Genomic DNA, 24744 nt, shown 5'->3' with positions numbered 1-24744 from the left:
CACGTCGCGCGAAGAAAATTCCTTGACCACTCTGATTGCACGCTTCGATTCGTCTAGGCAAAGGATCATAAACCTTTGTCCACAGCCAAAGCCGCCAATTCCGCCATTTCCTCCGCGTTTGTCGTCCGGTTTGCACGGCTGGTCTTCAAGGCCTTCGAAACGGTCAAAAGTATTCGCGCAAAGCCTGATAGACACGGCCCACCATGCCCAGCTTGCCGAGGCGAACAGTGCTCTGGTGGCTGCGCCCCAGCGAGCGGATGTCCTGCGGGTCGGCAGCGGCGTAGAGCACCAACCCTGCCAGCGTCGAGAAGCCCGGCTTCACATGCGCCTCGGCCAGTCCCGAAAGGTGCGCCACGCGGCCGATGCGCACGGGCTTGCCGATAGCGGCCTGCGCATAGTCGGCCAGGCCCACCAGTTCCGCGCCGCCGCCGGTGAAGACCACCTGCTTGCCGCGCTGGCCGGTGAAGCGCATCGTCTTGAGCGCCTTGTTCACCTCCTCCATCAGCATGCCGAGTTGGCCGGTGATGACGCCGATCAGTTCGGCGCGCGGGATGCGGTTCTTGTCGTCGGCATGGCGCGCGATCGGGCCGGTGCCTTCCTCGCCCGGGGCGTTGACGGGGATCATCTCGCGGTGGTCGTGCGGGCTGGCGATGGCCGAGCCGTTGACGCACTTAAGCCGCTCCGCCTGGAAACGGCGGATGCCGAAGGCCGAGGCGATGGCGTCGGTGATATCCGCCGAGCCCATCGGGATCGACATCATGTCCTTGAGCATGCCCTGCTCGTAGATCGCAACATTGGTGACTTCGCCGCCGAACTCGACGAGGGCGACGCCAAGATCGCGCTCCTCGGGCGAAAGGCACGCCTGCCCCGCCGCGATGGGCGAGCCGACAACGGCCTCCACCTCAAGGTGCGCGGACTGCACCGCCTCGGTCAGGTTGCGGATCGGCGCGCCGTCCGCCAGCATGATGTGGATATCGACGCCGAGGCGCTCGGCATGGAGGCCCTTGGGATCGATCACCCCGTGCGCGCCGTCGAGGCGGTACTGCGCGGGCTGCGCGTGCAGCACCATGCGCCCGTCCGGCTGGATCACGTCCTTGGCGGAGATGAGCAACTGGTCGATGTCCTCCTGCTCGATGCGGCGGCCGCCGATTTCGGCGTCGAACTGGTCGATACGGCTGGCGAGCCCTGCCCCCGAGCAGCCGATCCAGACCTTCTGGACGGCGGTGTCGGCCATCTTCTCGGCCCGGTCGATGGCGTCGCGCACGGCATAGGTCGCGGCCGCCATGTCGGTGACGAAGCCGCGCTTGATGCCCTGGCTGGCGCGGTGCCCCGAGCCGAGCACGACCATGTCGCCGACCTCGTTGATGCCCGCAACGATCGCGGAGATGCGGAAGGAGCCGATGTTGACCGCGCCGAACACGCGGGTGATGCGCTGGTTGGCCATTACTGTTCTTCCCCCGCCGTCGTTTCGGTGGCGCCGGTATGCGGAACCGAGCCCGCCTTCAAGGCCAGTTCCTGCCCGTCCTGCTCCGGCACGCGCATGTAGATTCGGTCCTTCGCGCGCATGTCGAAGGCCGTCACCTTGCCGCCGAGCAGGCGGTTGGTGCCGTCGAGCCGCGCGAACGTGACCAGCGCCCCGGCGGACTCGCGATCTCCCTCGGGCAGCGCAAGCACTTGCCCCGACTGGAACGTCAGGTTCCAGCGGCGATTGCCGATCCATTCCGCCTCGGCGACGCGCGGCTTCATCGCAGGCGCGGCCTCCAGCAAGTGCCCGAGCGCGATCACCTGCTGCCCCGCGCCGGGGCCGGAGACGATCAGCTTGCCGCCCGCATCCTTGCGACTGATGGCTTCGAGTTCATGGCCCGTCTCGTCGATCAGCACGAAGCGATCGGCCTTGCGGAGCACCGCATGCGGCTCGCGCTCGACGATATCGATCACGAGCGTATCGGGCAGCTGGCGCGAGACGCGCGCGTCCTTGACCCACGACAGTGTCAGCAGATCCTGCCGCAGCGCTTCGATATCGACCAGGGGCATGGCGCGATCACGCTCCGCCAGCGCCTTCTCATAGACCTTGAGTTCGTTGATGTTCTTGACGCCGCGCACTTCGACGCGCTTCACCTCGAAGCCGGTCTGGCCCGCGACCAGCGCCATCTGGTGCCCGGCCAGCCCCGGCAGTCCGGCGAAGCTCGCCACCACGCAGACGAGCGCCGCCGCGCCGCCGAGGATGGCAACGAGGAAGATTTTGTGCAGTTGCCCTTCGGAGAACGGCAGCCAGGCCATGACCTGATCGAGTGCCGACCCGGTCCGCGCCTTGGCCACGCGCACCTTGCGCTGCGCGCCCGCCTGCGCGGCGGCCTTGCGGGCGGTGGTGCCCTTGCGCCGGATGGTCTGGCTCATTTGGCCTTTGCTTTGTCGCTTAGCGCCTCGGCAATGATCGCCTCGACGAGTTCGGGATAGTCCATACCGCAGGCGCGCGCCTGCTCGGGCACAAGGCTCAAGGGGGTCATGCCCGGCTGGGTGTTCACCTCCAGCAGGAACAGCCCCTCGATCCCCTGCGTGTCGTCCCAGCGGAAGTCCGAACGGCTGGTGCCCTTGCAACCCAGCAACTGGTGCGAGCGCAGCGCAATGTCCTTGCAGGCCTGCGTGATCTCGTCAGGAATGTCCGCCGGGCAGACGTGCTCGGTCATGCCGTCAGTGTACTTGGAATCGAAATCATAGAAACCCGACTTGGGCTTGAGTTCAGTCACCAGCAGAGCGCGGTCGCCGATCACGGCGGTCGTCAGTTCGCGTCCACGGATGTAGGGCTCGGCCAGAAGTTCGTCGAACTCCTGCCACGGCCCCGTCACGTCCTTCGCGATGGGGTTGCCGTAGTTGCCCTCGGCTGTGACGATGGCGACGCCGACCGACGAACCCTCGTTCACCGGCTTCAGCACATAAGGACGCGGCAGCGGATCGGCCACGTGAATGTCGGCGGACTTGACCACGCGGCCACCCGGCATCGGCACGCCGTGCGGGACCAGCGCCTGCTTGGTCAGTTCCTTGTCGATCGCGATCACCGAAGTCGCGAGGCCGGAATGGGTGTAAGTCAGGCCCATCAGGTCCATCATGCCCTGCACTGTGCCGTCCTCGCCCGGCGCGCCGTGGAGGGCGTTGAACACGACGTCGGGCTTCGCCTCGGCCAGACGCAGCGCGACATCGCGGTCCATGTCGATGCGGGTGACGGTGTGGCCCTTCGATTCCAGAGCCTTGGCCACGCCCTCGCCGCTCATCAGCGAGACCGGGCGTTCGCTCGACCAACCGCCCATCAGGACCGCGACATGCAAGGGATTCAGGCTCATGAATTCAGACTCGTTCGGTAAAGCGGGGTTTGCAGGTCGCGGACGGCTTCGGAGCAGCCCTTGTCCCAGGGGAAGAGGCCGTCGTCCACGCCCGGCCAGACGATCTGCATCGCGCGGGACATTTCCTCGCCCTCATGCTCGGCGTACCACATCGCCGAGTTGAAGTAGTGCGGGATCAGGCATTCCGGCTCGACTTCGCGCAGCACGCAGCGGTGGCCCTTGAGGAGACCATCGACGACCTTCCAGTCCTCCATCTCGAAGCCCTCGCGGCACATGTCGAGCAAGCCGTTGATGACGGCGGCGGAGAGTTCGGTCGAGAAACCGAAGACGATCACCTCGGGCTGGCTGACACTGGTGCGAAAGCCGACCGAATAGGCGAAGCGTTCCTCGCCCTCATCCTCGTCGTCCTCGTCCGGTTCGTCGGGCGGGGTGACGACGGTGATGTGGCAGCCGAATTCCTCGATGTTGTCGAGAATCTGCTGTTCGTGGCGGGACAGGCGATCATCTCTCATGGGCGGGTTCCTACCCGCTGAATTTCCCATTCGAGATCGACGCCGGACTTGTCCTTCACCCGGCGGCGCACTTCGTCGCCGAGGTTCTCGATGTCCTCGCTGGTGGCCTCGCCAGTGTTGAGCAGGAAGTTGGTGTGCTTCTCGCTCACTTGCGCGCCGCCCATGGTCAGACCGCGGCAGCCAGCCTCGTCCACCAGCTTCCACGCGGCGTGGCCCTCGGGGTTCTTGAAGGTGGAGCCGCCAGTCTTGGAACGCAGCGGCTGGCTGGCCTCGCGCGCGGCGGAGATGCGGTCCATCTCGGCCTGGATCGCGGCAGGCTCGCCGGGGCGGCCCTTGAAGCGCGCGGAGACGACCACCGCGCCTTCGGGCAGCTGCGAATGGCGGTAGGTATAGCCGAGATCGGCATTGCCCAGCGTCACCAGTTCGCCCGAGCGCAGCACCACGTCGCAGTCGATCAGGATGTCCTTGACCTCGCCGCCATAAGCGCCGCCGTTCATCCGCACGAAACCGCCCACGGTGCCGGGGATCGAGCGCAGGAATTCCACGCCCGCGATTCCCGCATCGCGCGCGGTGGAGGAAACGAGGATGCCGCTCGCCCCGCCGCCGCAGTCGAGCGTGACGTCATCCACCTTGGTGACCTTGGCGAAGGCCTTGCCCAGCCGGATCACCACGCCGGGGACGCCGCCATCGCGCACGATCATGTTGGAGCCGAGCCCCAGCGCCATCAGCGGCACCGCCGGGTCCAGCGCGCGCAGGAAATCCTGCAGGTCGGCCAGATCCTTTGGCTCGAACAGCCACTGCGCATGGCCGCCCGCCTTGAACCAGACGAGCGGGGCCAGCGGCGCATTGGCCGTCAGCTTGCCCCGAACCGCCGTCTGATCGAACGTGAGTGTCACCCCGCCCTCCGCACGCGAATGCTGTCGGCAAGGCCGGCGGCCCACTTGGTGATGTCGCCCGCGCCGAGGCACACGATCATGTCGCCCGGCTGGATCGAGCCCGCCAGCACCTCCGCCAGCGCGTCCGCGCCCGCGATGATCTGCGCCGAACGATGCCCGCGCGCCTTCATGCCCGAGACCATCTCCGCGCTGTCCACGCCCTCGATCGGCTGCTCGCCCGCCGCGTAGACGGGCGCGGCATAGACCACGTCGGCGTCGTTGAAGGCGCCCTGGAAGTCTTCCATGTGGTCGCGCAGGCGGGTGAAACGGTGCGGCTGCACCACGGCGATGACGCGGTTTTGGACGCCCTCGCGCGCGGCGGCGAGCACGGCGCGGATCTCGACCGGGTGGTGGCCGTAGTCGTCGATCACGGTGACCGAGCCGCCATCCAGTTCCACTTCGCCGACCTTGGTGAAGCGCCGCTTCACGCCGCCGAACTTGGAGAAGCCGGTCTGGATGCAGGCATCCGAGCAGCCCATCTCCACCGCCACGCCCACGGCGGCGAGCGCGTTCTGGACGTTGTGGCGGCCCGGCATTGGCAGTTCGATGCCTTCGATCCGGCGGAAGCTGCCGTCGCGCTGGCGCAGCGCCACGTCGAAGCGGTTGCCGCCGGGGATCGGGGTCACGTTCTCGCCGCGAATGTCGGCCTGGGCGGAGAAGCCATAGGTCACCACGCGGCGGTCGCGCACCTTGGGGATGATCGCCTGCACTTCGGGGTGATCGATGCACAGCATCGCCGCGCCGTAGAACGGCACGTTCTCGATGAATTCGACGAAGGATTCCTTGATTCTCTCGAACGAGCCGTAGTGATCGAGGTGCTCGGGATCGATGTTGGTGACGATGGCGATCGTGCCGTCGAGGCGCAGGAACGAACCGTCGCTCTCGTCGGCCTCGACCACCATCCAGTCCGAGGCGCCGAGGCGGGCGTTCGATCCGTAGGAGTTGATGATACCGCCGTTGATGACCGTCGGGTCCACGCCGCCCGCATCGAGCAGCGCCGCGACCATCGAGGTCGTGGTGGTCTTGCCATGCGTACCCGCCACCGCGACGGTGTTCTTGAGGCGCATCAGCTCGGCCAGCATTTCCGCGCGGCGCACCACCGGGATGCGGTGTTCGAGGGCGTAGACGACCTCGGGGTTCTCACGCTTCACCGCCGTGGAGGTGACGACCACCGCCGCGCCTTCGACGTTCTCGGCGGCGTGGCCGATCGAGACCTTGATGCCGCGCGCGCGCAGGCCCTCGACGACATAGCCCTCGGCAATGTCGCTGCCCTGCACCGAGTAGCCGAGGTTGTGCATGACCTCGGCGATGCCCGACATGCCGATGCCGCCGATCCCGACGAAATGGATGGTCCCGATTTCGGTGCCGACGCCCTTCATGCGGGGGCGCCTTGCCGATGGTGCTTCGACAAGCTCAGCATGAGCGGGGTGGAGAGAACGTGGATGATAGTCATATCCGCCAAATACACAAAGTTCCGCTCATCCTGAGCTTGTCGAAGGATCACAGCGCAGACTCCCGCGCCAAAGCCTCGCCACCTTGCGGCGCAGAAGCCTTTTCCATTCGAATGACGTCCATGATCGGCGCCGCGCCGAAGCTCTCGACGAGGTCGGCCAGATCACGCGCGGCGTTCGGATAGCCGCAGTTCCACGAGGCATGCGCGGCGTTCGCCAGCGTCTCAGGATGCTGGGCGATCGCCTGGATCTGCAGGCACAAGTCCTTGGCCATCTTCTGATGGACCTCGGCCTGTTCGCTGAGCAGCGCATTGCGCTTGTCGCCCTTGTAGGCGTCGGGATTCTCGGTGGTGACGGCGGGCTGGCGGATCACCCGCGCGCCCCCGCCCGCGACCATCTCGCGCGCGTTGACGCTCTGGTGGTCGTCCATCGCGTAAGGCAGCGGGATCAGGATCGCAGGACGGCCCACGGCGGTCAGCTCCGCGATCGTCGAGGCGCCCGAGCGGCCGATGAACAAGTGCGCACCGGCAAGGCGCTCGGCCATGTTCTCGAAATAGGTCGCCAGTTCCGCCGGAATGCCGTGCGCGGCGTAGCGTTCGCGCACGCGCTCGATGTCCTCGGCGCGGGCCTGCTGGATCACCTGAAGGCGCGAGCGGAGCGCCGGGGGCAGCATCGCCAGCCCCTCGGGCACGACGTCCGACAGCACCCGCGCGCCCTGGCTGCCGCCGGTGACGAGGATGCGGAACAGGCTGTCCTCGGTGAACTCGGGGTACGGCTGCTCGCGCAGGCGCAGCACGTCCTCGCGCACCGGGTTACCGACGACGGTGACCTTGCCGGCCAGCGCCGGATCCAGCTTCTCGGTCTTCTCGGCCGAGGTGGCGATAGCGTCCACCTTCTTGGCGAACCAGCGGTTCACGCGGCCCAGCACCGAGTTCTGCTCATGCAGCACGATCGGCAGCTTCGCGGCGCGCGCGGCCAGCATCGTCGGCATCGCCGGATAGCCGCCGAAGCCGACCACGGCGGTCGGCTCGAAGCTCTCGAACAGGCGCAGCGCCATGCGGCGACCGGCCAGCACGCCCTTCGCGCCCTTGAGCCAGCCAAGCGGGTTCTTCCCCGCGATGCGGCCCTGCGGCAGGACGTGGGTGGTCAGGTAGTCAGGCTTGCCGGGGATCGCGGCGCCGCGCTCGTCGGTCACCAGCGCCACGTGGTGGCCGCGTGCGTGCAGTTCGGCGGCGAGCGCGAAGGCGGGAATCAGGTGTCCGCCAGTGCCGCCGGCCGCAAGCACGTAGTGGCGCGAAACCGAACTCATGACATATCTCCGATGGCGCGCAGGCTGAACTTCTCGCGCTGGATGAACGGGTTGCGCCGCGTCACCGCCAGCAGCAGGCCCATGCTCAGGCACATCGCCACGGTGGACGAACCACCATAGCTGATAAGCGGCAGGGTCATGCCCTTGGACGGGAACAGCTGCAGATTGACGAGGATGTTGATGAACGCCTGCCCGCCGAACTGCGCGGCGAAGCCCGATGCGGCGAGCACCGTGAACAGGTCTTCCTCGTCCACCAATCGCAGGATCACCCGCGTCAGGATCGCGAGGTAGAGCACCACGATGACCATGCAGGCGAGCAACCCGAACTCCTCGCCGATGACGGAGAAGATGTAGTCGGTATGCGCCTCGGGCAGCGCCATCTTGCGCGTGCCCATCCAGAAGCCGAGCCCGGTCCACCCGCCGTTGAGCAGCGTGCGCTGGGCGAGGTCCACCTGGTCGAATGCCGAGCCGCCGAACAGGAAGTTGTCGATGCGGTTGCGGCCGTTGTCATAAGTGAAATACATCAGGACAAGGCCCGCGATGCCTGCGCCCGCGAACATGCCGATGCGCTTCACGTCGATGCCCGACAGCAGGATCATCACCAGAAACGCGCCGGAAAACAGCATCGTCGAGCCGAAGTCCGGCTGGAGCATCAGCAGCGCACCAAGCAGACCCATAACCGCGAAGCAGATGCCGACGACCGGAATCTGCGGATCACGCGCGCGCCACGAGACGATCCATGCCAGCAGGATCGGCCAGCCGCACTTGAGGAATTCCGACGGCTGGAGCGAGATGCCGAACCGCAGCCAGCGCTTGGCGCCGTTCACCTCGGACCCGACGATCGGCACCAGCACCAGCGCGAACAGCATCGCCGCGCCGAGCAGGATGCCGAAGCGCCGGGCGCTCTCCTTGGTCAGGCTGGAGGCCCAGAACATCGCCGCAAGCCCCAGCAACTGCCAGCGCATGTGCAGGTAGAAGAAGTGCAGCGAACGCAGCTGCTCCGCCGAGGTCGACAGGCGCTTAGCGCTGGCGGGCGATCCTGCCGCCACCGCCACCGCGCCGATCGCCATCAGGATCAGCACGAGGACCAGCGTGGGCCGGTCGATCTCCTGCCACCAGATCGCGATCTGGCTGCGACGGTTACGATTGTAGCGCTGCGCGTTCGGGCCTTGCGCAAGGGTGGCCATCAGTCCTGCTCCCCTTTGGCGTTTTCGGCCAAAAGCGCTTCGACGATCTGGCGAAACACGTCACCCCGCGCCTCATAGTCGCGGAACTGGTCGAAGCTGGCGCAGGCCGGTGACAGCATGACGACGTCGCCGGGCTTCGCCGCGACCATCGCCTGACGGATCGCCTCGGCCATCATCTCGCTGCGATGGACCTGCGTGTAGGGCGAGAGGATTTCCGCAAAGAGCGGCCCCGCGTCACCGATGGTGTAGGCGGCAGCGATATTGCCGAAGAACGGTGCACATTCGTCGAGGTTGTCGCCCTTGGGCAGGCCCCCGACGATCCAGTGGATGCGCGGCTCCGGATCGGGCGGAAACGCCGCGATCGCGGGCGCGGTGGAGGCCGGATTGGTCGCCTTGGAATCGTTGATGTAAGTGACGCCGTTCGCGACGGCCACGCGCTCCATGCGGTGCGGCAATCCGCTGAAAGTGCGCAGGCCCTTGCGCCACTGCGCCTTCTTCACCCCCAGCGCCTCGACGATGGCGACGGCCACGGCGGCGTTCTGGAGATTGTGCGGCCCCTGCAGCGAGGGCCATTCCTTCTGGATCTCGACGAGGTCGGCCCCGTCCGCGAAGCGAACCAGACCGGGCGCGCGGCGCGCGGCCTCGATATGGGCGATCGACCGCGTCTCCTTGTCGCCGACACCGAACACGGCCTGCCGCTCGCGCCCCTGCATGGAGAAGAGGCGCCCCTTGGAGGCGGCGTAAGCCTCGAACCCCTCGTAGCGGTCGAGGTGGTCGGGGGTGATGTTGAGCAGCGCCGCCACGTCGCAGTCGAGGCTGCGGGTGATGTCGATCTGGTAGCTCGACAGTTCGAGCACGTAGACGCCGCCCTCGGGCAAGGGCTCAGGGCCGAGCACCGGCACGCCGATATTGCCGCCCGCGCGCGCCGGAACGCCCGCGACTTCGAGAAGGTGGCAGACCAGCGAGGTCGTGGTGGACTTGCCGTTGGTGCCGGTAATGCCGACCACGCGGTGCGCGGGCAGGCTGGCGCGGGCCAGCGCGAAAAGTTCGATGTCGCCGATCACTGGGACGCCCGCCCGCTCTGCGGCTTCGGCGATGGGGTGGCGGTTCAGCGGAATGCCGGGCGAGACGACGACGCCGTCATAGCCGGTAATGTCGGCGCTGACCGGGTCGGCCAGTTCCACCTTGCCGCAGTCGGTCCACTCGCACAGCTGCTGGCGCGCTTCGTCGCGGCTGTCCCAGGCCATGACGTTCGCCCCGCTCTCCACCAGCGTGGCGACGGCGGTAAGGCCCGAACGCGCAAGGCCGAGGACCGCGTAGCGCTTGCCGGCGAAGATGGGGGAGACGATCACGCGCCTGCCCTCCTCAACGCAGTTTCAGAGTGGCGAGGCCCAGCACCGCAAGGACGATCGAGATGATCCAGAAGCGGATCACGACGGTCGATTCCTTCCAGCCTTTCTGCTCGAAGTGGTGGTGGATCGGCGCCATGCGGAACACGCGGCGGCCGGTGCGCTTGAACCAGAAGACCTGGATGATGACCGAGGCCGCTTCCAGCACGAACAGCCCGCCGACCACCGCCAGCACGATCTCGTGATGCGCGGCGACCGCGATGCACCCCAAAGCGCCGCCGAGGGCGAGGCTGCCGGTGTCGCCCATGAACACGGCCGCAGGCGGCGCGTTGAACCACAGGAAGGCGAGGCCCGCCCCCATGATCCCGGCGCAGAAGATCGCCAGTTCACCCGCGCGCGGAACGTGCGGAATGCCGAGGTAGGTGGCGTAATCGACGCGGCCCGCGAGGTAGCAGATGATCGCGAAAGTGCCCGCCGCGATGATGACCGGCATCGTCGCGAGGCCGTCGAGGCCGTCGGTCAGGTTCACCGCGTTGCCCGCACCCACGATCACCACGGCGGCGAAGACGTAGTAGAACGGGCCGAGCGGAATGTAGCGGCCCGACAGGAACGGCACGTAAAGGTTCGTATTCAGCTGGCTGACGATGATGTAGGACGCGATGCCCGCCACCACGAATTCCAACAGCAGCCTGATCTTGCTCGACAATCCGGCGTGGTGGCGCTTGGTCACCTTGTCGTAGTCGTCAAGGAAGCCGATCGCGCCGAAGCCCACCGTCACCGCCACGCAGGCCCAGACGAACGGGTTGGTCACGTCCATGAACAGGATCATCGAGCCGATCAGCGCGGTCAGGATCATCAACCCGCCCATCGTGGGCGTGCCGCGCTTGGCGAGGTGGCTCTGCGGGCCGTCCTCGCGGATCGGCTGGCCCTTGCCCTGGCGGACTCGCAGCATGTTGATGAACTTGGGGCCGATGATCAGGCCGATCACCAGCGCCGTCATGAAGGCGGCGCCCGAACGGAACGTCTGGTAGCGGAAGAGGTTGGACAGTCCCTCGTAGTGGAACCATTCTGCGATGAGATACAGCATCTTGCGGGCTTTCGCCCCTACCCTTCCGTCTTTCCTAGCGCCGTCACGAGTGCTGCCAGACCCACCGAATTCGAGCCCTTCACAAGGATGGCGTCATCCCGTTCGAGGCCGAAAGCGCGCAAGGTTTCGACAGCTTCCCGCACACTTGCGCAATGGGCGAATGCCACCGGTTTGCCAAGGCCGGAAGCCCTGGATTTCCCCAGTTCCACCGCTAATGCGGTCATCTCGTCGCCGACCAGAATCGCGTAGTCGACACCCGCCTCGCGGATCGGTTCGGCAAGGCCGGCATGGTAGTCGGGACCGTGGCTGCCCAGTTCCTTCATCGCGCCGAGAACGGCGATCCGGCGATGGGCGGGCGTGCGCCCCAGCTGCGCCAGCGTGGCGCGCATCGAGGCGGGGTTCGCGTTGTAGCTTTCGTCGATCAGCAGGGCCTTACCGCCCTCTACATCGATCTCCATCCGCGCGCCGCGACCGGCCAGCCCGCCCATCTCGGCAAGCGCGACCCCAGCGGCACCCAGATCGCCCTTAACGGCACGTACCGCAGCCATGACGGCCAGCGAGTTGATCGCCTGATGCTCTCCGGGCGCGGCGACGGTGTAGCACACGCGCCGGTCGCCCATGTCGATGGTGACGAGCGAGCCGCCGCCGATCGCGGGCACCGCATCGAGCAGCCGTACGTCCGCATCCGCCGCCTTGCCGAACGACACGACCTTCGCACCCAAGGCCAGCGCCGCATCGCGCAGGCGCAGGAAGTGCGGGCTGTCGGCGGGGATGACGGCGGTGCCGCCCTCTTCCAGTCCCTCGAAGATTTCCGCCTTGGCGTCGGCGATGGCCTCTTCGGAACCGAGCATCTCGATGTGCGCGGGCGCGATCGTGGTGATGAGCGCGACGTTCGGGCGAACCTGCCGGGTCAGCGCGGCGATCTCACCCGCGTGGTTCATGCCCATCTCGAAAATGCCGTAGCGCGCGCGACTGGGCATGCGAGCAAGACTGAGCGGGACGCCGACGTGGTTGTTGTAGCTCTTGACCGAACGGTGCGCGTCCCCCCGGCTGGAGCGGTCGAGCGCGGCGAAGATCATCTCCTTCACACCCGTCTTGCCGACCGAGCCGGTGACGCCGATGATCGGGCCACGCGCGCGTAGGCGAGCCGCCGCGCCGAGGCGTTCGAGCGCCTCCATCGTGTCTTCGACGAGGATATGCGGGCCATCGACCGGGCGGTCCACCACCACGGCGGCCGCGCCCTTGGCGAAGGCGGCCTCGACGAAGCGGTGGCCGTCCATCGCCTCGCCCTTGAGCGCGAAGAACAGGTCGCCGGGCTGGACGTCGCGGCTGTCGATCTCGACGCCGGAAACGGTGAAGTCCGTGCTCGCCTCCCCCTTCACCGCGCGCGCGATGGCGTCTGCGTCCCACAGGACCAGCGGATTGTCCTCCAGCGGCGCGGCGGGCCAGTCGAGTATCCGGGTGATGGCGTTCATGTCCTACCTTCCCAGTGAACCGGCCATTTCCCTGGCCACGGTGACGTCGTCGAATGGCAGGACGCGGACAGTGTCCCCGCTGCCGATGATCTGCCCCTGTTCGTGCCCCTTGCCGGCGATGAGGACGACGTCCCCCGCACCGGCCTCGGCGACAGCGAGACGAATCGCCTCGCGCCGGTCGCCCACTTCCCGCGCACCCGCTTCCATCCCGGCAAGGATCATCGCCCGGATGGTCGCCGGGTCTTCCCCGCGCGGATTGTCGTCGGTGACGATGGCGAGGTCCGCCCCCGCGCTCGCCACTTTGCCCATTTCCGGGCGCTTGCCCTGATCCCGATCGCCGCCCGCGCCGAACACGGCGATGAGCCTGCCCGTCACATGCGGACGTAGCGCCGCGATGGCGGCTTCCAAAGCATCGGGCGTATGCGCGTAATCGACGTAGATCGGCGCGCCGTTCGTGTTGAGACCCGCCCGCTCGATCCGGCCGCGTACCGTTACGAGGCGCTTCATCGCGTCGAACGTCGCGTCGGCATCGCCGCCGCTGGCGATCACCAGCCCCGCTGCCACCAGCGAGTTGGCGGCCTGATAAGCGCCGATCAGCGGCAAGTCGATCTTGCGCGCCTTGCCCTCAAATTCGATCTCCAGCGTCTGGCCGAGGCTCGTGGGCGTGCGCTTGACGAGGCGGATCGCTTCACCCTTCTCGCCCACGGTGAATAGCGTGAGGCCGCGCGCCTTCGCATGCTCGATCGCCTTGTCTGACCACACATCGTCGGCCCAGACGACCGCCGTGCCGCCGTCAACCACGACTTCGTCGAACAGACGCATCTTCGCGGCGAAGTACTCGTCCATCGTCGCATGATAGTCGAGGTGATCACGGCTGAGATTGGTGAAGGCGCCCGCCATCACTCGCGGCCCCTCGATGCGGAACTGCGACAACCCGTGGCTCGACGCTTCGTAGGCGACATGCGTGACACCCTCGCGCGCCAGCCCCGAGAGGTTGGCGAGGAAGGTCGCGATGTCAGGCGTGGTCAGGCCGGTGGAGACGGTTTCGTCCCCTGTCGTCACGCCCAGCGTGCCGATCGAGGCGGCGCGTTCGCCCGCCATGCGCCAGAGCTGGCGCGTGAGTTCCACGGTGGAGGTCTTGCCGTTGGTGCCGGTCACCGCCACCAGCGTATCGGGCACCGGCGCGAAGAACGGCGCTGCCAACTGCGCGAACAGACGGCGCGGCTCCTCGTCCGCGAAGTGGATCGCGCCTTCGACCACCGCATCAGGATGCGCGACGATCGCCACCGCGCCTGCCTTGACGGCGGCGGCGATGAAATCCTCGCCATTGAACTTCGTGCCGCGAAATGCGCCGAACACGGTGCCCGGTGCGACCTTGCGATTGTCGATCGCGAAACCGGTGACGTTGGCGTCGCCGTCAATCGCAGGCAGTCCGGCTGCAGCACAAAGGGCCGAAAGCTTCATTCTCCGTCGCTCCCCTGCGGCACCAGCGGCCGCAGATCGGTAGTGTCGATGTCGCGGGTCTCGTCGGGCATGACGCCCAGCAAAGGCCCGATGCGCGGGACCACGCGCTGGATCACCGGAGCGGCGTTCCAGGCGGCGGTGCGCTGGTACGAGGTGGCGGCAGTGCCCTGCGGCTCGTCCATCATGGCGATCACGACGTAGCGCGGCTTGTCCATCGGGAAGGCCGAGGCGAACGTCGCGATCAGCGAGTGATGGCGATAGCCGCCCACGCCCGGCTTCTCGGCCGAACCCGTCTTGCCGCCGACGCGGAAACCCGGGGCGTCCGCCTTGCGGCCGGTGCCGTACTGCACGATCATGCGCAGCAGCTGACGTACGCGGGCGCTGGTAGCGGCGGTGAACACGCGGCGACCCGCGGGCACGTCGGCAGGGGCGAGCTTCTTGAGCGTGGCCGGACGCCAGATGCCGCCGTTGACCAGCGCCGCATAAGCCGAGGCCAGATGCAGCGGCGTCACCGCGATGCCGTGGCCATAAGCGACGGTCATCGTGCGCAAACGCGGCCACTCACCGCGCGGCCAGATCGGGAAGCCCTTCGCGGGCAGTTCCACGTAAGGCCGCTGGTTCATGCCCAGCGCTTCCATCGTCTTCTTGAGCCGCACGCCGCCCAGTTCGTCGGCGATGCGCGCGGTCACCGTGTTGGACGAATGGATCAGCGTCTCCGGCACGTTCAGCGAGGCGCCGTAGTTGTGCAGGTCGTGGATGGTGAAGCGGCCGACATGCAGCGGCGTCGCGGGCCACTGCTTGCCAAGATCGGTCACCACGCCCGCGTCGAGCGCGGCGGCGACGGTGATCGGCTTGAAGGTGGAGCCCAGTTCGTAGACCTGGTTGGTCACGCGGTTGAAACCGTGCGGCACGTCGCCGTTGCGCGCTTCCTCGGCGGAGATCACCATGTCGGTCGGCTTCACGTGGTTCGGATCGAACGAGGGCAGCGAGGCCAGCGCGAGAATCTCGCCGCTGTCCACGTCGAGCACCACGCCCGCCGCGCCCTTGGCGGCGCTGAGCTGCATCGCGCGGGCCAGTTCGTCCTCCAGCGCGCTCTGCACGCGGAAGTCGATCGACAGCGTCGCGTGGCCGGTGCGGCCTTCGGGGCTGATGAGCTGGTCGTTGAAGGCCTCCTCCATGCCGACCTTGCCCTTGCCGTAGCTGTCGACATAGCCGAGCACGTGCGCCGCCATCGACCCCTGCGGGTAGAAGCGGGTCGCCTCCAGCGGGAATTCCAGCGCCGGTTCGCCCAGCGCGTGAACCTTGTTCGCGTCCTCGGGCAACAGCGACTTGCGGAGGTACGCAGGCTTTCCGGCCCGCAGCTTGGCGAGGATTTCGTCGCGGTCGAGATCGGGGAAGATGCGCAGCAGGCCCGCGGTCACCTCTTCCGGCGAGTGGATCAGCGCCGAGCCCTCGGTCATCGCCTTGGGGTTGTACCAGAGCGAATAGACGCGGAAGTCGCGCGCCAGCGGCACGCCGTTGCGGTCGACGATGTCGCCGCGCGCGGGGATCAGCATGTCGGCCAGATCGCCCTGACGCGGGCCGACGCCGGTGAAGCCGAGATAGACGATGCGGAAAAGCGCCAGCACCGTCACCAGCATGAAGACGGCCAGGATCCACAGCATGCGCGCCTTCGCCGTGAGCAGCGAGCGCTGGCGCACGTTCACCAGGCGGCGGCGGCCGACCGAGACAGTGGTGGGGATCGTCCCGAGGGGAAACGCCGGGGCGTTCACTGCTGGGCAGCCTCCGCCACTTCGATGCGGGCCAGGCGCTTGCCGAGCGCCGCGGCGTCACGCGCGATCGCCTCGCGCTCCGGGTCGCGGGTTTCCGACTTCGGCTTGTCGGTAATGGCAGCCGCCGTCGCCCCCGCGACCGGCGAAACCATTGCGAGCAGCGAGCCGCCCTCACCCTTCGAACCATCGCCCGAAGCGCCACCCGGCACTTCGGCATTGGCATAGCGGATCGGCGCCGGCGCACCCGGCCCAGCGGGCACGCCGAGCGCGGCCAGCTGGCGCTCGCCTTCGATGTACTGGCCGGCGGTGGGCGCCTTGTAGCCGAATTCCAGATCGTTGAGGTCGCGCAGCGCCTGCTGGTTGGAGCGGGTCTGGAACTCGGTCTGGAGGAAGTCGATGTCGCGCTTGACCCAGACGATCTTCTTGTCGGTATCGTGGACCTGGCTCTTCACCGCGTTCACGCGCAGCGTCAGGCCCACGGTGCCCGCAAAGCAGACAACGAGGACCGAGACCCAGCCGATCGATCGGATCCGATCACTGGTAAGGTTCATGCGACTTTCCTTCGGCCGGGGGTGCCATAAGGCTCGGGTGAGCTTGGATTCCTGGGGGGGGTACTTGTACGGACCGCGCTACGCAGCGTGGCGGAGCGCGAGCGCGGGTTCACTTCCAGCTCCGCCTCGCCGGGACGCACGCCCTTCGACACCTTCTCGAAAGGTGCGGGCGCGGTGGCCGTCTGCGGCAGATGGCGCGAGGTGGACTGACCGGCGCTGCTGGCATCGCGCAGGAAGCGCTTCACCTTGCGGTCCTCGAGGCTGTGGAACGTCACCACCGCCAGCCGCCCTCCGCCCTGCAGCAGCGTCTCGGAAGCCTCCAGCGCCGCGTCCAGTTCGTCCAGTTCGCCGTTTACATGGATGCGGATCGCCTGGAAGGTGCGGATCGCCGGGTCCTTGGGCGCATTGCTGCCCTTGTAGGCGGGATTGTACCCCAGCGCCTTGCGGACCACGCGGGCAAGGTCACCGGTCGTCTCCAGCGGCCGCGCGGCCACGATGGCGCGGGCGAGACGGCGCGACTGGCGTTCCTCGCCATAGAGGTAGAGCACGTCGGCGATCTGCGCCTCGTCCGCTTCGTTGACGAAGTCGGCGGCGGACATGCCGTCCTGGCTCATGCGCATGTCGAGCGGGCCGTCAGAACCGAACGCGAACCCGCGCCCCGCCTGATCGAGCTGCATCGAGGACACGCCGATGTCCATCACCACGCCGTCAACCTTGTCGACCCCCACATCTCCAAGGCCTTCGACCATTTCGGAGAAGCGGCGGGCGTGCAACACGAGGCGCGGCGGATTGCTGGCGAGTTCGGGCCATTTCCCCGGATTGTTTTGCACAGCGGCGATCGCATCGGGATCGCGATCGAAGGCATGCACCGTCGCGCCCTCGTCGAGCAGGCGGCGGGTATAGCCACCGGCACCCAGCGTCGCATCGACGATGAGGTCGCCGCCCCGGGGGTTCAGGGCGGCGACCACCTCCTCAAGGAGCACGGGAATATGGGGAATTCCGGGGGCACTCACGACTTCTTGGCCTTTGCGATTTCGGCTTCCTGCAACGAGCGGCAGGTGGCGATGGCGGCCTCGAACGCAGGGTCTTCGGCGTGCTTGTAGAGTTCGTCGGGGTTCCAGATCAGGATGCCGGTGCGGCCGATGCCCTGGAAGAACAGCTGCTCCCCCACGGCGGCGAGACCGGCGAGCGCCTCGGGCATGGTGAAGCGGCCGCTGCCGTCGAAGGGCACCTGCTGGAAGTTGTAGAGCTGCATCGCGCGGCTATCGCGATTGAAGGGCTTGCCGGCGGTGTCTGCACGCACCTGCTCGGCATCGAGCTGGGTTTCGAAATCCTCGACACGGGAGAGGCCGAAACCGACGAGGCACTTCCAGTCGGCGTGCTTGGCAAGGCACAGAACGTCCTTGCCGCTCGAATCCCGTACGGGAGAGCGAAGCTCCTTGGGCAGCACGAAGCGGTTCTTGTCGCGCAGAAGCGAGAAGCCCGGTCCGCTGTAGATGTATGGCTGCCCCGCCATGACTGTCCGAAATCGCCCCTAAGTTGCCGTCCCGGAACATGAAGACCCCCTCGCCCGGCGACGCATGCGCGCCGGTTTCCGTGACCCAAGGCGGGCACGGCAGGAATCAGCCTTTCCGATTGACAGTGGTTCTATATCGGGAATGTCGGGGATTAAAGGGAAATATGGGGATGAACGGGCACTTTTGCGCCGAAATGTGGGACTTGCGGCGAACCGTGGCGGAACGTTTCATGAATCCGGGGCGCCGACTATCGCACAATATCGTTGAGAATCAGAAAGATTCCGTCTTTCCCGCGCTGATCCCGCACCATCCCCGGTTTCAGGGAGTTCGTCCCCAATATTCCCGGCGGGTTGCTACTTGGCGAGACGATGCAGAAAATCGGCCAGAAGCGCCTGCCTGGCGGCCAAATCTGCCGATTCATCAGGATTTTCGAGCACGGCCGCATCTGCCAGCGCAAGAATGCGCCCCTTCCCCGAGACGCAGTCGGCGCGCAATCCCCGCGCCTCGATTCGGCACTCGGCAACCGCATCCCCGGCTTGCCCCGAGCCGCCCCCGGATTTCCCCAAAGGTTTGAACCGGCCTGCAAGATTGACGGGAATGCCGCCTTCCAGCCGCTCTCCGGCCTCCTGCGTGTCGTCGAACTGCAGTTGTAGTCCCCAGCGCGCAAGGATCGGAGAGAGCATGGCGATGTCCTGCGGCCGCCGGGGATCACCGGGGCCGAACCGGGAATGCACGGTGAGCATCGGGTCCACGAACAGCAGCACTCGCCCGCCCCCACGCACCCAGGCATCGAGCGCGACGTTCTCCTGCGCCGTCAGTGGACGCGGCTGGGCAAGCACCAGCACGCCATTCTCGGGCAGCGGCAGCCCGCCTTGCGCATTGGCCAGCGTATCGAGCGGAATCGCGCGACCTTGCGCACGCAGGATCTCCAGCGCCCAGTGCGGCGCGCTGTCGTCGGCAAGAAGCCCCTTGATGTCCTTACTCTCGTTCCACGCAATCGGCAGGCTGGAGTAGAGGCCGATGACCTCTTCGCCTTGCGGCCGGGGCACAGCACCCTGCCCGCATGCGGCAAGCAGAAGCCCCGCAATCAAAGGGCTCGCACGCCAGCCCTTCATCCCAACACCCCTTCGTCATTGCGAGCGCAGCGAAGCAATCCAGCGCGGCTTGCGATACCCTGGATTGCTTCGCTGCGCTCGCAATGACTGAAGATGGTCAGGGCGACGTCTGCGCCGAGGGTGAGCCGGTCATGTCCATACCCGGCGTCGGGGACGTCGAGGCGCCCGGATTCTGGGTGGGCGTCGGCGTAGGGCTGGGATCGGCCGCCGGGACCACGCCGATGTCCGCGAGCGGATCGCTGGCAGTCTTCGTCGGCTTGGCATCGACCGCGACCACATCCTGGATCGGGTCCACCGTATCGGTGAGCCGAATCCTGTCGCGAATCACGTTGGCAAGGCCGACGATCAGCAGCATCGCGCACAAACCGAACAGCCCGATCTGCAACCGATAGACGGCCTGCGACCTCAGTTCACGGGTAGTGGGCGGCGTGAAGTGCTGCGCCGTCTGCAAGGGCTCAAGAATTGAATGCGACTCGATCATATAGGCGGACGTTTTCCTGCCGTGTGTGACAGGTTTACATCACCTCGCCAGCCAAGGGAAGACCGGCAAGCTTTTGGATTCCAGCCACTCGGCATTGTAGAGCGACGAGAGGTAGCGGAAACCCGTATCGCACAGGATCGTCGCGACGCGCGGGTCCTCGCGGCCTTCTTCCACCAGCTTGCGGCCGAGCGCCACCGCGCCCGCCACGTTGATGCCGGACGACAACCCGAGGCACAACCCTTCCTCGCTCAGCAGGCGGCGGACCCATTCGAGGCCCTCCTCGTCCGAGATGCGGAACTGGGTGTCGATCGGCGCGCCTTCGAGGTTGGCGGTGATGCGCCCCTGCCCGATACCCTCGGCTACGGAGTTGCCCTCGGCCTTGAGTTCGCCGTTGGCGTAGTAGTTGTAGAGCGCCGCGCCGTGCGGGTCGGTCAGGGCGACGATGATGTTCTCGTCGAAGGCCTTCAGGCCCATGCCGGTGCCGGCGATGGTGCCGCCGGTGCCCGCCGCGCAGGTAAAGCCGTCGATCCGGCCGCCCATCTGTTCCCAGATTTCCGGTGCGGTCGATTCGATGTGGGCCTTGCGGTTGGCGATGTTGTCGAACTGGTTGGCCCAGATCGCGCCTTCGGTCTCCTCGGCCAGACGGCGCGAGGTGTGGACGAAGTGACCGGGGTTCGAGAACGGCGCGGCGGGAACCAGCACCAGTTCGGCGCCGAGCGCACGCAGGGTATCCATCTTCTCGCGCGACTGCGTCTCGGGCATGACGATGACGGTCTTGTAGCCCAGCGCGTTGGCGACCAGCGCAAGGCCGATGCCAGTGTTGCCCGCCGTCCCCTCGACGATCGTGCCGCCCGGCTCGAGCAGGCCCTTCTCCTCGGCGTCGCGCACGATCCACAGCGCCGCGCGGTCCTTCACCGAGGCGCCGGGGTTGGCGAATTCGCACTTGCCCCAGATCTCACAGCCGGCGGCCTCGCTCGGCCCCTCCAGGAGCACCAGCGGAGTATTGCCGATCAGGTCGAGCGTGGAAGCACGGGGTTGCGGGGCAGTGGCCAAAGTCGCGGTCATGGCGCGACAGTTAGGAAGCCAAGGCGCGAGGTGCAAATGATTTGCACCTCGCTGGCCCACAAAATCAGTCTTCGGGAGCGATCGTGACGCGCAGACCTTCAAGGTCTGCGGTAACCGGCACCTGGCACGACAGGCGCGAGGTCTCGTTGCGGTGGTCAGAGCTGTCGAGCAGGTCGTTCTCGTCTTCGCTCATCGCGGGCAGCTTGTCGGCGAAGGCGGGGTCGATGAAGACATGGCAGGTCGCGCACGAGCAGCAGCCGCCGCACAGCGCCAGCAGTTCGTCGAAGCCGTCGTCGCGGATCACTTCCATCAGGGTGCGACCCTCGGCAGCGTCTACGGACTTCTCTTCACCAGCATGATTGACGACGATGATCTGCGGCATGGCTCTCGATTCCCCTTGTGATACACCCTGTATCGTAATTGTCTTTGTATGCGGACTTGCCGCAGGCTGCTAAAGGCTGCAACCCCGTTTTGCAAGGTGGCGAAAATCATGGGTTTGACGGCAGACGAACTACGCTTTGGCCTCGACGCCATCGCCGGGAAGGAACCCGCGATCGCGCGCGCGATCGCAATGGCGGGCTACCCCGAACCGCGCATCCGCGCGACCGGCTATGCGACGCTGCTGCGCACGATCGTCGGCCAGCAGGTAAGCGTCGCCGCGGCCGCCTCGGTATGGAACCGGCTGGAGGCCCTGCTGGGCGAGACGATGGCACCCGAAGCGCTGCTGGCGGCCGAGTTCGACGCCCTGCGCGGCTGCGGCCTGTCGCGCCAGAAGCAGGGCTATGCGCGCTCGCTGTGCGAACTGGTGGTGGCGGGTAGCCTCGACTTCGACAGTCTTCCCGCCGACGACGAGGAAGCGATCGCGCATCTCGTGCAGATCAAGGGGATCGGCCGGTGGTCGGCGGAAATCTACCTGCTCTTCGCGGAAGGCCGCCCCGACATCTGGCCGGCGGGCGATCTGGCGGTGCAGGTGGGCTTGGGGAAACTGCTGGACCTGCCGGAGCGGCCGAGCGAAAAACAGACGCGGGAACTCGCCGAAGCCTGGCGCCCGCATCGCGGGGCGGCGGCGATCTTCACCTGGCACTGCTACAACAATCCGGCGCTTTGACGCCGTAACCTTGAACGAAACGGGGCGGGCATCGCACTGCCCGCCCCGCACACCTCGTCAGATGCCGTCGACGGCCTTGCTGACCATGATGTTCACCGCCACGCGGCGGTTCTGCGCCTTGCCTTCCTCGGTCGAATTGTCGGCGACCGGATCGGCCATCGACATGCCGGTTGGCGTCAGCATGCGATAGGGCTTCCAGTGGCAGGCCTGCTGCAGATAATTGACCACTGCGCTGGCGCGCTTCTCGCTGAGCACCTGGTTCACTTCCTCAGGACCGGTCGAATCGGTGTAGCCGACGACGAGCAGGAGGGCATTGTCCATGCCTTCCGCCTGGGTCGCAGCCTGACACAGGTTCGCCTTCGCTTCCGGCGACAGCTTGGACACGCCGGTGTCGAAGTTCACGTTGGTCGTGCCCTTGATGTTGTACTTGTCGATGTCACCCATGCGGGCCTTCAGACCTTCGGTGGCCGCCTCGTTCGAGGCGAAGCGCTGGTCGGTGCCGTTGTGGATCATCTTGGCGGTCTTGAAGTCCTTGCCCTTCAGATCGATCTTGCTGGCAAGCAGACCGCCGCCGCCCTGCAGCGTCTCGACCTCGACCGGAATGCCGTTGAGCAGCGAAGTCGCGGCGATGCGGCTGCCGCCCAGACCCAGGAAGCCGCTGCTGGCCTTGATCTTGGTGGCATCATTGATGGTCACGACCGTCTTGGTGCCGTCGTCCGAGGTGACCTGCATGCGGTCACCGCTACGTGCGGAAATGATGCCCTTTACTTCCGGCCCCTTGACCATTTCGGGGCTGGTATCGGTAACCTGTACCGCGAGATCGGAGTCTTGCGCCGAAACGCTGACCGACGCGGCGCCGCCCAGCAGGGCAGCCATCAGGAGGAACCGGGGGCTCTTTGAAATGACACTCATTGCGTTACTCCTTCAAACACGACCAATCGGGCCTGCGGGGTCGCAGCTTTTCTCGTCCGGCCACCTAGCGCTTGAAAGCGCCCCGGGTTGCCGGAACCCGTCCATTCAGCTTCGTAAGATGTGCGGCGGAGCGACACCTGACCATGGATGTTCTGCGTGTTCAGGTTCACCTTGCGGGCAGATGAACGCGCGCCGCAACAGCAGCGCGAGGCCGGTAATGGGAGAGCAACGTGCGACGAACCGTTGCAGACTGTGTCCCGACAAGCATCGGATCATGCCCCGGGACTATCGATCACTATATCTGGCCAGCATTGCTTCGCTGGTTCGCAGGTCGATTCAACGAGTAGCGAGTCCGATGAGCATTATATTTTTTTATTCATGATGCAACCTTTTGGATTTTCACGAATAGTGCGGCATCGCGAGACACGCCCCATTAAATCGACAGCACTGCTGACCACCCGCCCGATACGAGAGGCGGACGGCACCCGCGACTTCAGGCAATACTGTCGATGAAACGCGCCATCGCCACGTCCCTTTCGCTGAGGCCATCGGCATCATGCGTGGTCAGCGTCACGCGCACGGTGGAATAGACGTTGAACCACTCCGGGTGGTGGTCGGCCTTGTCGGCATAAATCGCCACGCGGGTCATGAAGCCGAACGCCTCGTTGAAATCGCCGAATTTAAGCTCGGCTTCGATGGCGAGGCCGTCGGCCCGCAAGTTCCAGCGCGGCAATTCGGCGAGCGCGGCATCGCGCTGGGCGTCGGTGAGGCGAACAATAGCCATTTCGGTCTCCTTGGCAGCCCGCAGCGTTTCCCCTAAGGCTCCCGCCCATGCAAGGGGCAGTGGTCAGCGCAACCGATCTCGCGTGCCGTCGGGGCGACAGGTTGCTGTTTGCCGGGCTTTCGCTCGCGCTTGGCAAAGGCGAGGCCATGCAGATCGCCGGCCACAACGGTATCGGCAAGTCGAGCCTGCTGCGCATTCTCGCCGGGCTTGCGCCTGCGTTCGAGGGAACGATCGCGGTGGACGGCGCCGTCGGCCTGCTCGACGAGCGCCCTGCCCTCGATCCGGCACTGCCGCTGGGCCGCGCGCTGGCATTCTGGCAGCGGCTCGACGGAGCGGGCGGGGAGGACCATCTCCGGCGGCTCGGCCTCACCACGCTGCTCGACGTGCCGGTGCGCTACCTCTCCACCGGTCAGAAGAAGCGCGCCGCCTTTGCACGTCTGCTTGGCCAGGGGGCGAAAGTCTGGCTGCTGGACGAGCCACTCAACGGCCTCGACGGGCACGCCGTCGAACTCGCCGAGGCCATCACCGCCGAGCACTGCGCGAGCGGCGGCGTGGCGGTGATTGCCTCGCACCAGCCGTTCCGCCTGCCGGGCCTGCGCACGCTCCACGTCTCGGAGTTCGCCGCGTGAGTCGGGGCATGGCGCTGCTGCGCCGCGACCTTGCGCGGCTGCTGCTAGGCGGGCGCGGTGGCGGGGCGCTGCTGCCGGTGCTGTTCTTCCTCTCGGTGTCGATGCTCTACCCCTTCGCGGTCGGGCCGGATGCACCGCTGCTGGCGAAGACCGGCGGCGGGGTGATCTGGGTCGCCGCGCTGCTCGCCGCGATCCTGCCGCTCGACCGACTGGTCGAACCCGACATCGAACAGGGCCTGTTCGACCAGTGGCCCTTGCGCGGCATCTCCGAGGAACTGGTGATCGCGGTGCGCGTGCTCGCCCACTGGCTGAGCTTCGGGCCGCCGCTGATGCTTGCCGCCCTTCCCGCCGCCGCCCTGCTGGGGCTGGACGGCCATAGCCTGCGCATCGTCGAGATCGGCCTGCTGGCGGGAACTCCCGGCCTTGCGGCGCTCGGCGTGACGGTGGCGGCACTGACGTCCGGCCTGCGCGGAGGCGCGGCGCTTTCGGGCCTTCTGGTCATCCCGATGGCCATCCCGGTGCTGATCTTTGGCGCGGGAAGTCTCGGCACCGGCGGCGAGAGCGGCCTTGCCCTCACTGCCGCAGCCAGCCTCGTACTGATCGCCATCGCGCCGTTCGCGGGCGGGGCTGCGGTCAGAGCCTCGCGCGGCTGACGTCGTCCCGGACTTGATCCGGGACGACGAGGCGAAATCGCCGCAGCGTT

25 protein-coding genes are annotated in these 24744 nt (G+C 66.7%); 3 read left to right on the top strand and 22 right to left on the bottom strand.

Annotation, left to right across the window (positions count from 1 at the left end; translation table 11 throughout):
• Positions 1 to 163 precede the first annotated feature (163 nt).
• The 20 genes from ftsA to PKE80_RS23320 form a co-directional block, all read right to left on the bottom strand.
• Positions 164 to 1444, bottom strand: a complete 1281-nt coding sequence (gene ftsA / locus PKE80_RS23415) for a cell division protein FtsA (protein WP_008830196.1) — start codon at positions 1442 to 1444, stop codon at positions 164 to 166.
• Positions 1444 to 2397: a cell division protein FtsQ/DivIB gene (locus PKE80_RS23410; protein ID WP_271184589.1), complete on the bottom strand. Its 954-nt coding sequence runs from the start codon at positions 2395 to 2397 to the stop codon at positions 1444 to 1446. The genes ftsA and PKE80_RS23410 overlap by 1 nt, the downstream gene beginning before the upstream one ends.
• A complete protein-coding gene (locus tag PKE80_RS23405; protein WP_271184588.1) occupies positions 2394 to 3338 on the bottom strand; it encodes a D-alanine--D-alanine ligase in 945 nt (314 codons plus the stop codon). Before PKE80_RS23405 ends, PKE80_RS23410 begins: the two co-directional genes overlap by 4 nt.
• On the bottom strand, positions 3335 to 3850 hold the full coding sequence (locus tag PKE80_RS23400; protein ID WP_008830199.1) for a DUF4262 domain-containing protein: 516 nt from the start codon (positions 3848 to 3850) through the stop codon (positions 3335 to 3337). The genes PKE80_RS23405 and PKE80_RS23400 overlap by 4 nt, the downstream gene beginning before the upstream one ends.
• Positions 3847 to 4746, bottom strand: a complete 900-nt coding sequence (murB, locus tag PKE80_RS23395) for a UDP-N-acetylmuramate dehydrogenase (RefSeq protein WP_271184587.1) — start codon at positions 4744 to 4746, stop codon at positions 3847 to 3849. The genes PKE80_RS23400 and murB overlap by 4 nt, the downstream gene beginning before the upstream one ends.
• On the bottom strand, positions 4743 to 6164 hold the full coding sequence (gene murC / locus PKE80_RS23390; RefSeq protein WP_271184586.1) for a UDP-N-acetylmuramate--L-alanine ligase: 1422 nt from the start codon (positions 6162 to 6164) through the stop codon (positions 4743 to 4745). The genes murB and murC overlap by 4 nt, the downstream gene beginning before the upstream one ends.
• A gap of 121 nt (positions 6165 to 6285) precedes the next feature.
• The gene (murG, locus tag PKE80_RS23385) at positions 6286 to 7545 is read right to left on the bottom strand and encodes an undecaprenyldiphospho-muramoylpentapeptide beta-N-acetylglucosaminyltransferase (RefSeq protein WP_271184585.1); all 1260 of its coding nucleotides are present in this window, start codon (positions 7543 to 7545) and stop codon (positions 6286 to 6288) included.
• Positions 7542 to 8732 (bottom strand): FtsW/RodA/SpoVE family cell cycle protein, encoded by a 1191-nt coding sequence (locus PKE80_RS23380; protein WP_271184584.1) that lies wholly within the window; start codon positions 8730 to 8732, stop codon positions 7542 to 7544. Before PKE80_RS23380 ends, murG begins: the two co-directional genes overlap by 4 nt.
• Positions 8732 to 10084, bottom strand: a complete 1353-nt coding sequence (gene murD, locus PKE80_RS23375; protein ID WP_271184583.1) for a UDP-N-acetylmuramoyl-L-alanine--D-glutamate ligase — start codon at positions 10082 to 10084, stop codon at positions 8732 to 8734. Before murD ends, PKE80_RS23380 begins: the two co-directional genes overlap by 1 nt.
• A 13-nt stretch (positions 10085 to 10097) precedes the next feature.
• Complete coding sequence (gene mraY, locus PKE80_RS23370; RefSeq protein WP_036526256.1) at positions 10098 to 11168, bottom strand: phospho-N-acetylmuramoyl-pentapeptide-transferase; 1071 nt, start codon at positions 11166 to 11168, stop codon at positions 10098 to 10100.
• Between the two features lie 17 nt (positions 11169 to 11185).
• Positions 11186 to 12643 carry a UDP-N-acetylmuramoyl-tripeptide--D-alanyl-D-alanine ligase gene (locus PKE80_RS23365; RefSeq protein WP_271184582.1) on the bottom strand — a complete coding sequence of 486 codons (1458 nt, stop codon included), beginning with the start codon at positions 12641 to 12643 and terminating at the stop codon, positions 11186 to 11188.
• Positions 12644 to 12646: 3 nt separating this feature from the next.
• The gene (locus PKE80_RS23360) at positions 12647 to 14107 is read right to left on the bottom strand and encodes a UDP-N-acetylmuramoyl-L-alanyl-D-glutamate--2,6-diaminopimelate ligase (RefSeq protein ID WP_271184581.1); all 1461 of its coding nucleotides are present in this window, start codon (positions 14105 to 14107) and stop codon (positions 12647 to 12649) included.
• Positions 14104 to 15879, bottom strand: a complete 1776-nt coding sequence (locus tag PKE80_RS23355) for a peptidoglycan D,D-transpeptidase FtsI family protein (RefSeq protein WP_271184580.1) — start codon at positions 15877 to 15879, stop codon at positions 14104 to 14106. The genes PKE80_RS23360 and PKE80_RS23355 overlap by 4 nt, the downstream gene beginning before the upstream one ends.
• Positions 15876 to 16430, bottom strand: a complete 555-nt coding sequence (locus PKE80_RS23350; protein ID WP_008831100.1) for a hypothetical protein — start codon at positions 16428 to 16430, stop codon at positions 15876 to 15878. The genes PKE80_RS23355 and PKE80_RS23350 overlap by 4 nt, the downstream gene beginning before the upstream one ends.
• A complete protein-coding gene (gene rsmH / locus PKE80_RS23345; protein WP_037520089.1) occupies positions 16427 to 17443 on the bottom strand; it encodes a 16S rRNA (cytosine(1402)-N(4))-methyltransferase RsmH in 1017 nt (338 codons plus the stop codon). The genes PKE80_RS23350 and rsmH overlap by 4 nt, the downstream gene beginning before the upstream one ends.
• A complete protein-coding gene (locus PKE80_RS23340) occupies positions 17440 to 17946 on the bottom strand; it encodes a division/cell wall cluster transcriptional repressor MraZ (protein ID WP_008831098.1) in 507 nt (168 codons plus the stop codon). The genes rsmH and PKE80_RS23340 overlap by 4 nt, the downstream gene beginning before the upstream one ends.
• Positions 17947 to 18300: 354 nt before the next feature.
• Entirely contained in the window at positions 18301 to 18996 is a 696-nt protein-coding gene (locus tag PKE80_RS23335; RefSeq protein WP_271184579.1) for a Gldg family protein, read from the bottom strand.
• A gap of 163 nt (positions 18997 to 19159) precedes the next feature.
• Positions 19160 to 19543, bottom strand: a complete 384-nt coding sequence (locus tag PKE80_RS23330) for a hypothetical protein (protein ID WP_271184578.1) — start codon at positions 19541 to 19543, stop codon at positions 19160 to 19162.
• A gap of 39 nt (positions 19544 to 19582) precedes the next feature.
• Complete coding sequence (locus PKE80_RS23325; RefSeq protein ID WP_271184577.1) at positions 19583 to 20608, bottom strand: cysteine synthase A; 1026 nt, start codon at positions 20606 to 20608, stop codon at positions 19583 to 19585.
• Positions 20609 to 20672: 64 nt separating this feature from the next.
• On the bottom strand, positions 20673 to 20990 hold the full coding sequence (locus tag PKE80_RS23320) for a 2Fe-2S iron-sulfur cluster-binding protein (RefSeq protein ID WP_008831094.1): 318 nt from the start codon (positions 20988 to 20990) through the stop codon (positions 20673 to 20675).
• 108 nt (positions 20991 to 21098) lie between these two features.
• On the opposite strand from PKE80_RS23320, the gene PKE80_RS23315 reads away from it, so the two are divergent.
• Complete coding sequence (locus PKE80_RS23315; protein WP_271184576.1) at positions 21099 to 21716, top strand: DNA-3-methyladenine glycosylase family protein; 618 nt, start codon at positions 21099 to 21101, stop codon at positions 21714 to 21716.
• A gap of 57 nt (positions 21717 to 21773) precedes the next feature.
• On the opposite strand, the gene PKE80_RS23310 is transcribed toward PKE80_RS23315, so the two are convergent.
• Both PKE80_RS23310 and PKE80_RS23305 read right to left on the bottom strand, forming a co-directional pair.
• Entirely contained in the window at positions 21774 to 22628 is an 855-nt protein-coding gene (locus PKE80_RS23310; protein ID WP_008831092.1) for an OmpA family protein, read from the bottom strand.
• A 493-nt stretch (positions 22629 to 23121) separates the two neighbouring features.
• Positions 23122 to 23412, bottom strand: a complete 291-nt coding sequence (locus PKE80_RS23305) for a 4a-hydroxytetrahydrobiopterin dehydratase (RefSeq protein ID WP_008831091.1) — start codon at positions 23410 to 23412, stop codon at positions 23122 to 23124.
• A gap of 47 nt (positions 23413 to 23459) precedes the next feature.
• On the opposite strand from PKE80_RS23305, the gene ccmA reads away from it, so the two are divergent.
• Positions 23460 to 24041, top strand: coding sequence for a heme ABC exporter ATP-binding protein CcmA (gene ccmA / locus PKE80_RS23300; protein ID WP_271184575.1), 582 nt, complete (start codon positions 23460 to 23462; stop codon positions 24039 to 24041).
• Between the two features lie 8 nt (positions 24042 to 24049).
• Positions 24050 to 24694 (top strand): heme exporter protein CcmB, encoded by a 645-nt coding sequence (locus tag PKE80_RS23295; RefSeq protein ID WP_271184782.1) that lies wholly within the window; start codon positions 24050 to 24052, stop codon positions 24692 to 24694.
• Positions 24695 to 24744: the final 50 nt, after the last annotated feature.

The organism is Novosphingobium resinovorum (assembly GCF_027922145.1).
GTDB lineage: Bacteria > Pseudomonadota > Alphaproteobacteria > Sphingomonadales > Sphingomonadaceae > Novosphingobium > Novosphingobium resinovorum.
The sequence above is the reverse complement of the archived record's forward strand: the minus strand, read 5'-3'. Positions and strand labels throughout refer to the sequence as shown.

Bases quoted from the DNA above. Each gene is read 5' to 3' on its own strand.
- ftsA (WP_008830196.1), bottom strand. From the start codon at position 1,444: ATGGCCAACCAGCGCATCACCCGCGTGTTCGGCGCGGTCAACATCGGC.
- PKE80_RS23405 (WP_271184588.1), bottom strand. From the start codon at position 3,338: ATGAGCCTGAATCCCTTGCATGTCGCGGTCCTGATGGGCGGTTGGTCG.
- PKE80_RS23330 (WP_271184578.1), bottom strand. From the start codon at position 19,543: ATGATCGAGTCGCATTCAATTCTTGAGCCCTTGCAGACGGCGCAGCAC.
- PKE80_RS23325 (WP_271184577.1), bottom strand. From the start codon at position 20,608: ATGACCGCGACTTTGGCCACTGCCCCGCAACCCCGTGCTTCCACGCTC.
- PKE80_RS23380 (WP_271184584.1), bottom strand. From the start codon at position 8,732: ATGGCCACCCTTGCGCAAGGCCCGAACGCGCAGCGCTACAATCGTAAC.
- ccmA (WP_271184575.1), top strand. From the start codon at position 23,460: ATGCAAGGGGCAGTGGTCAGCGCAACCGATCTCGCGTGCCGTCGGGGC.
- murG (WP_271184585.1), bottom strand. From the start codon at position 7,545: ATGAGTTCGGTTTCGCGCCACTACGTGCTTGCGGCCGGCGGCACTGGC.
- PKE80_RS23315 (WP_271184576.1), top strand. From the start codon at position 21,099: ATGGGTTTGACGGCAGACGAACTACGCTTTGGCCTCGACGCCATCGCC.
- PKE80_RS23295 (WP_271184782.1), top strand. From the start codon at position 24,050: ATGGCGCTGCTGCGCCGCGACCTTGCGCGGCTGCTGCTAGGCGGGCGC.
- PKE80_RS23360 (WP_271184581.1), bottom strand. From the start codon at position 14,107: ATGAAGCTTTCGGCCCTTTGTGCTGCAGCCGGACTGCCTGCGATTGAC.
- PKE80_RS23305 (WP_008831091.1), bottom strand. From the start codon at position 23,412: ATGGCTATTGTTCGCCTCACCGACGCCCAGCGCGATGCCGCGCTCGCC.
- PKE80_RS23365 (WP_271184582.1), bottom strand. From the start codon at position 12,643: ATGAACGCCATCACCCGGATACTCGACTGGCCCGCCGCGCCGCTGGAG.
- PKE80_RS23310 (WP_008831092.1), bottom strand. From the start codon at position 22,628: ATGAGTGTCATTTCAAAGAGCCCCCGGTTCCTCCTGATGGCTGCCCTG.
- mraY (WP_036526256.1), bottom strand. From the start codon at position 11,168: ATGCTGTATCTCATCGCAGAATGGTTCCACTACGAGGGACTGTCCAAC.
- PKE80_RS23320 (WP_008831094.1), bottom strand. From the start codon at position 20,990: ATGCCGCAGATCATCGTCGTCAATCATGCTGGTGAAGAGAAGTCCGTA.
- PKE80_RS23410 (WP_271184589.1), bottom strand. From the start codon at position 2,397: ATGAGCCAGACCATCCGGCGCAAGGGCACCACCGCCCGCAAGGCCGCC.
- PKE80_RS23340 (WP_008831098.1), bottom strand. From the start codon at position 17,946: ATGGCGGGGCAGCCATACATCTACAGCGGACCGGGCTTCTCGCTTCTG.
- PKE80_RS23350 (WP_008831100.1), bottom strand. From the start codon at position 16,430: ATGAACCTTACCAGTGATCGGATCCGATCGATCGGCTGGGTCTCGGTC.
- PKE80_RS23400 (WP_008830199.1), bottom strand. From the start codon at position 3,850: ATGAGAGATGATCGCCTGTCCCGCCACGAACAGCAGATTCTCGACAAC.
- murC (WP_271184586.1), bottom strand. From the start codon at position 6,164: ATGAAGGGCGTCGGCACCGAAATCGGGACCATCCATTTCGTCGGGATC.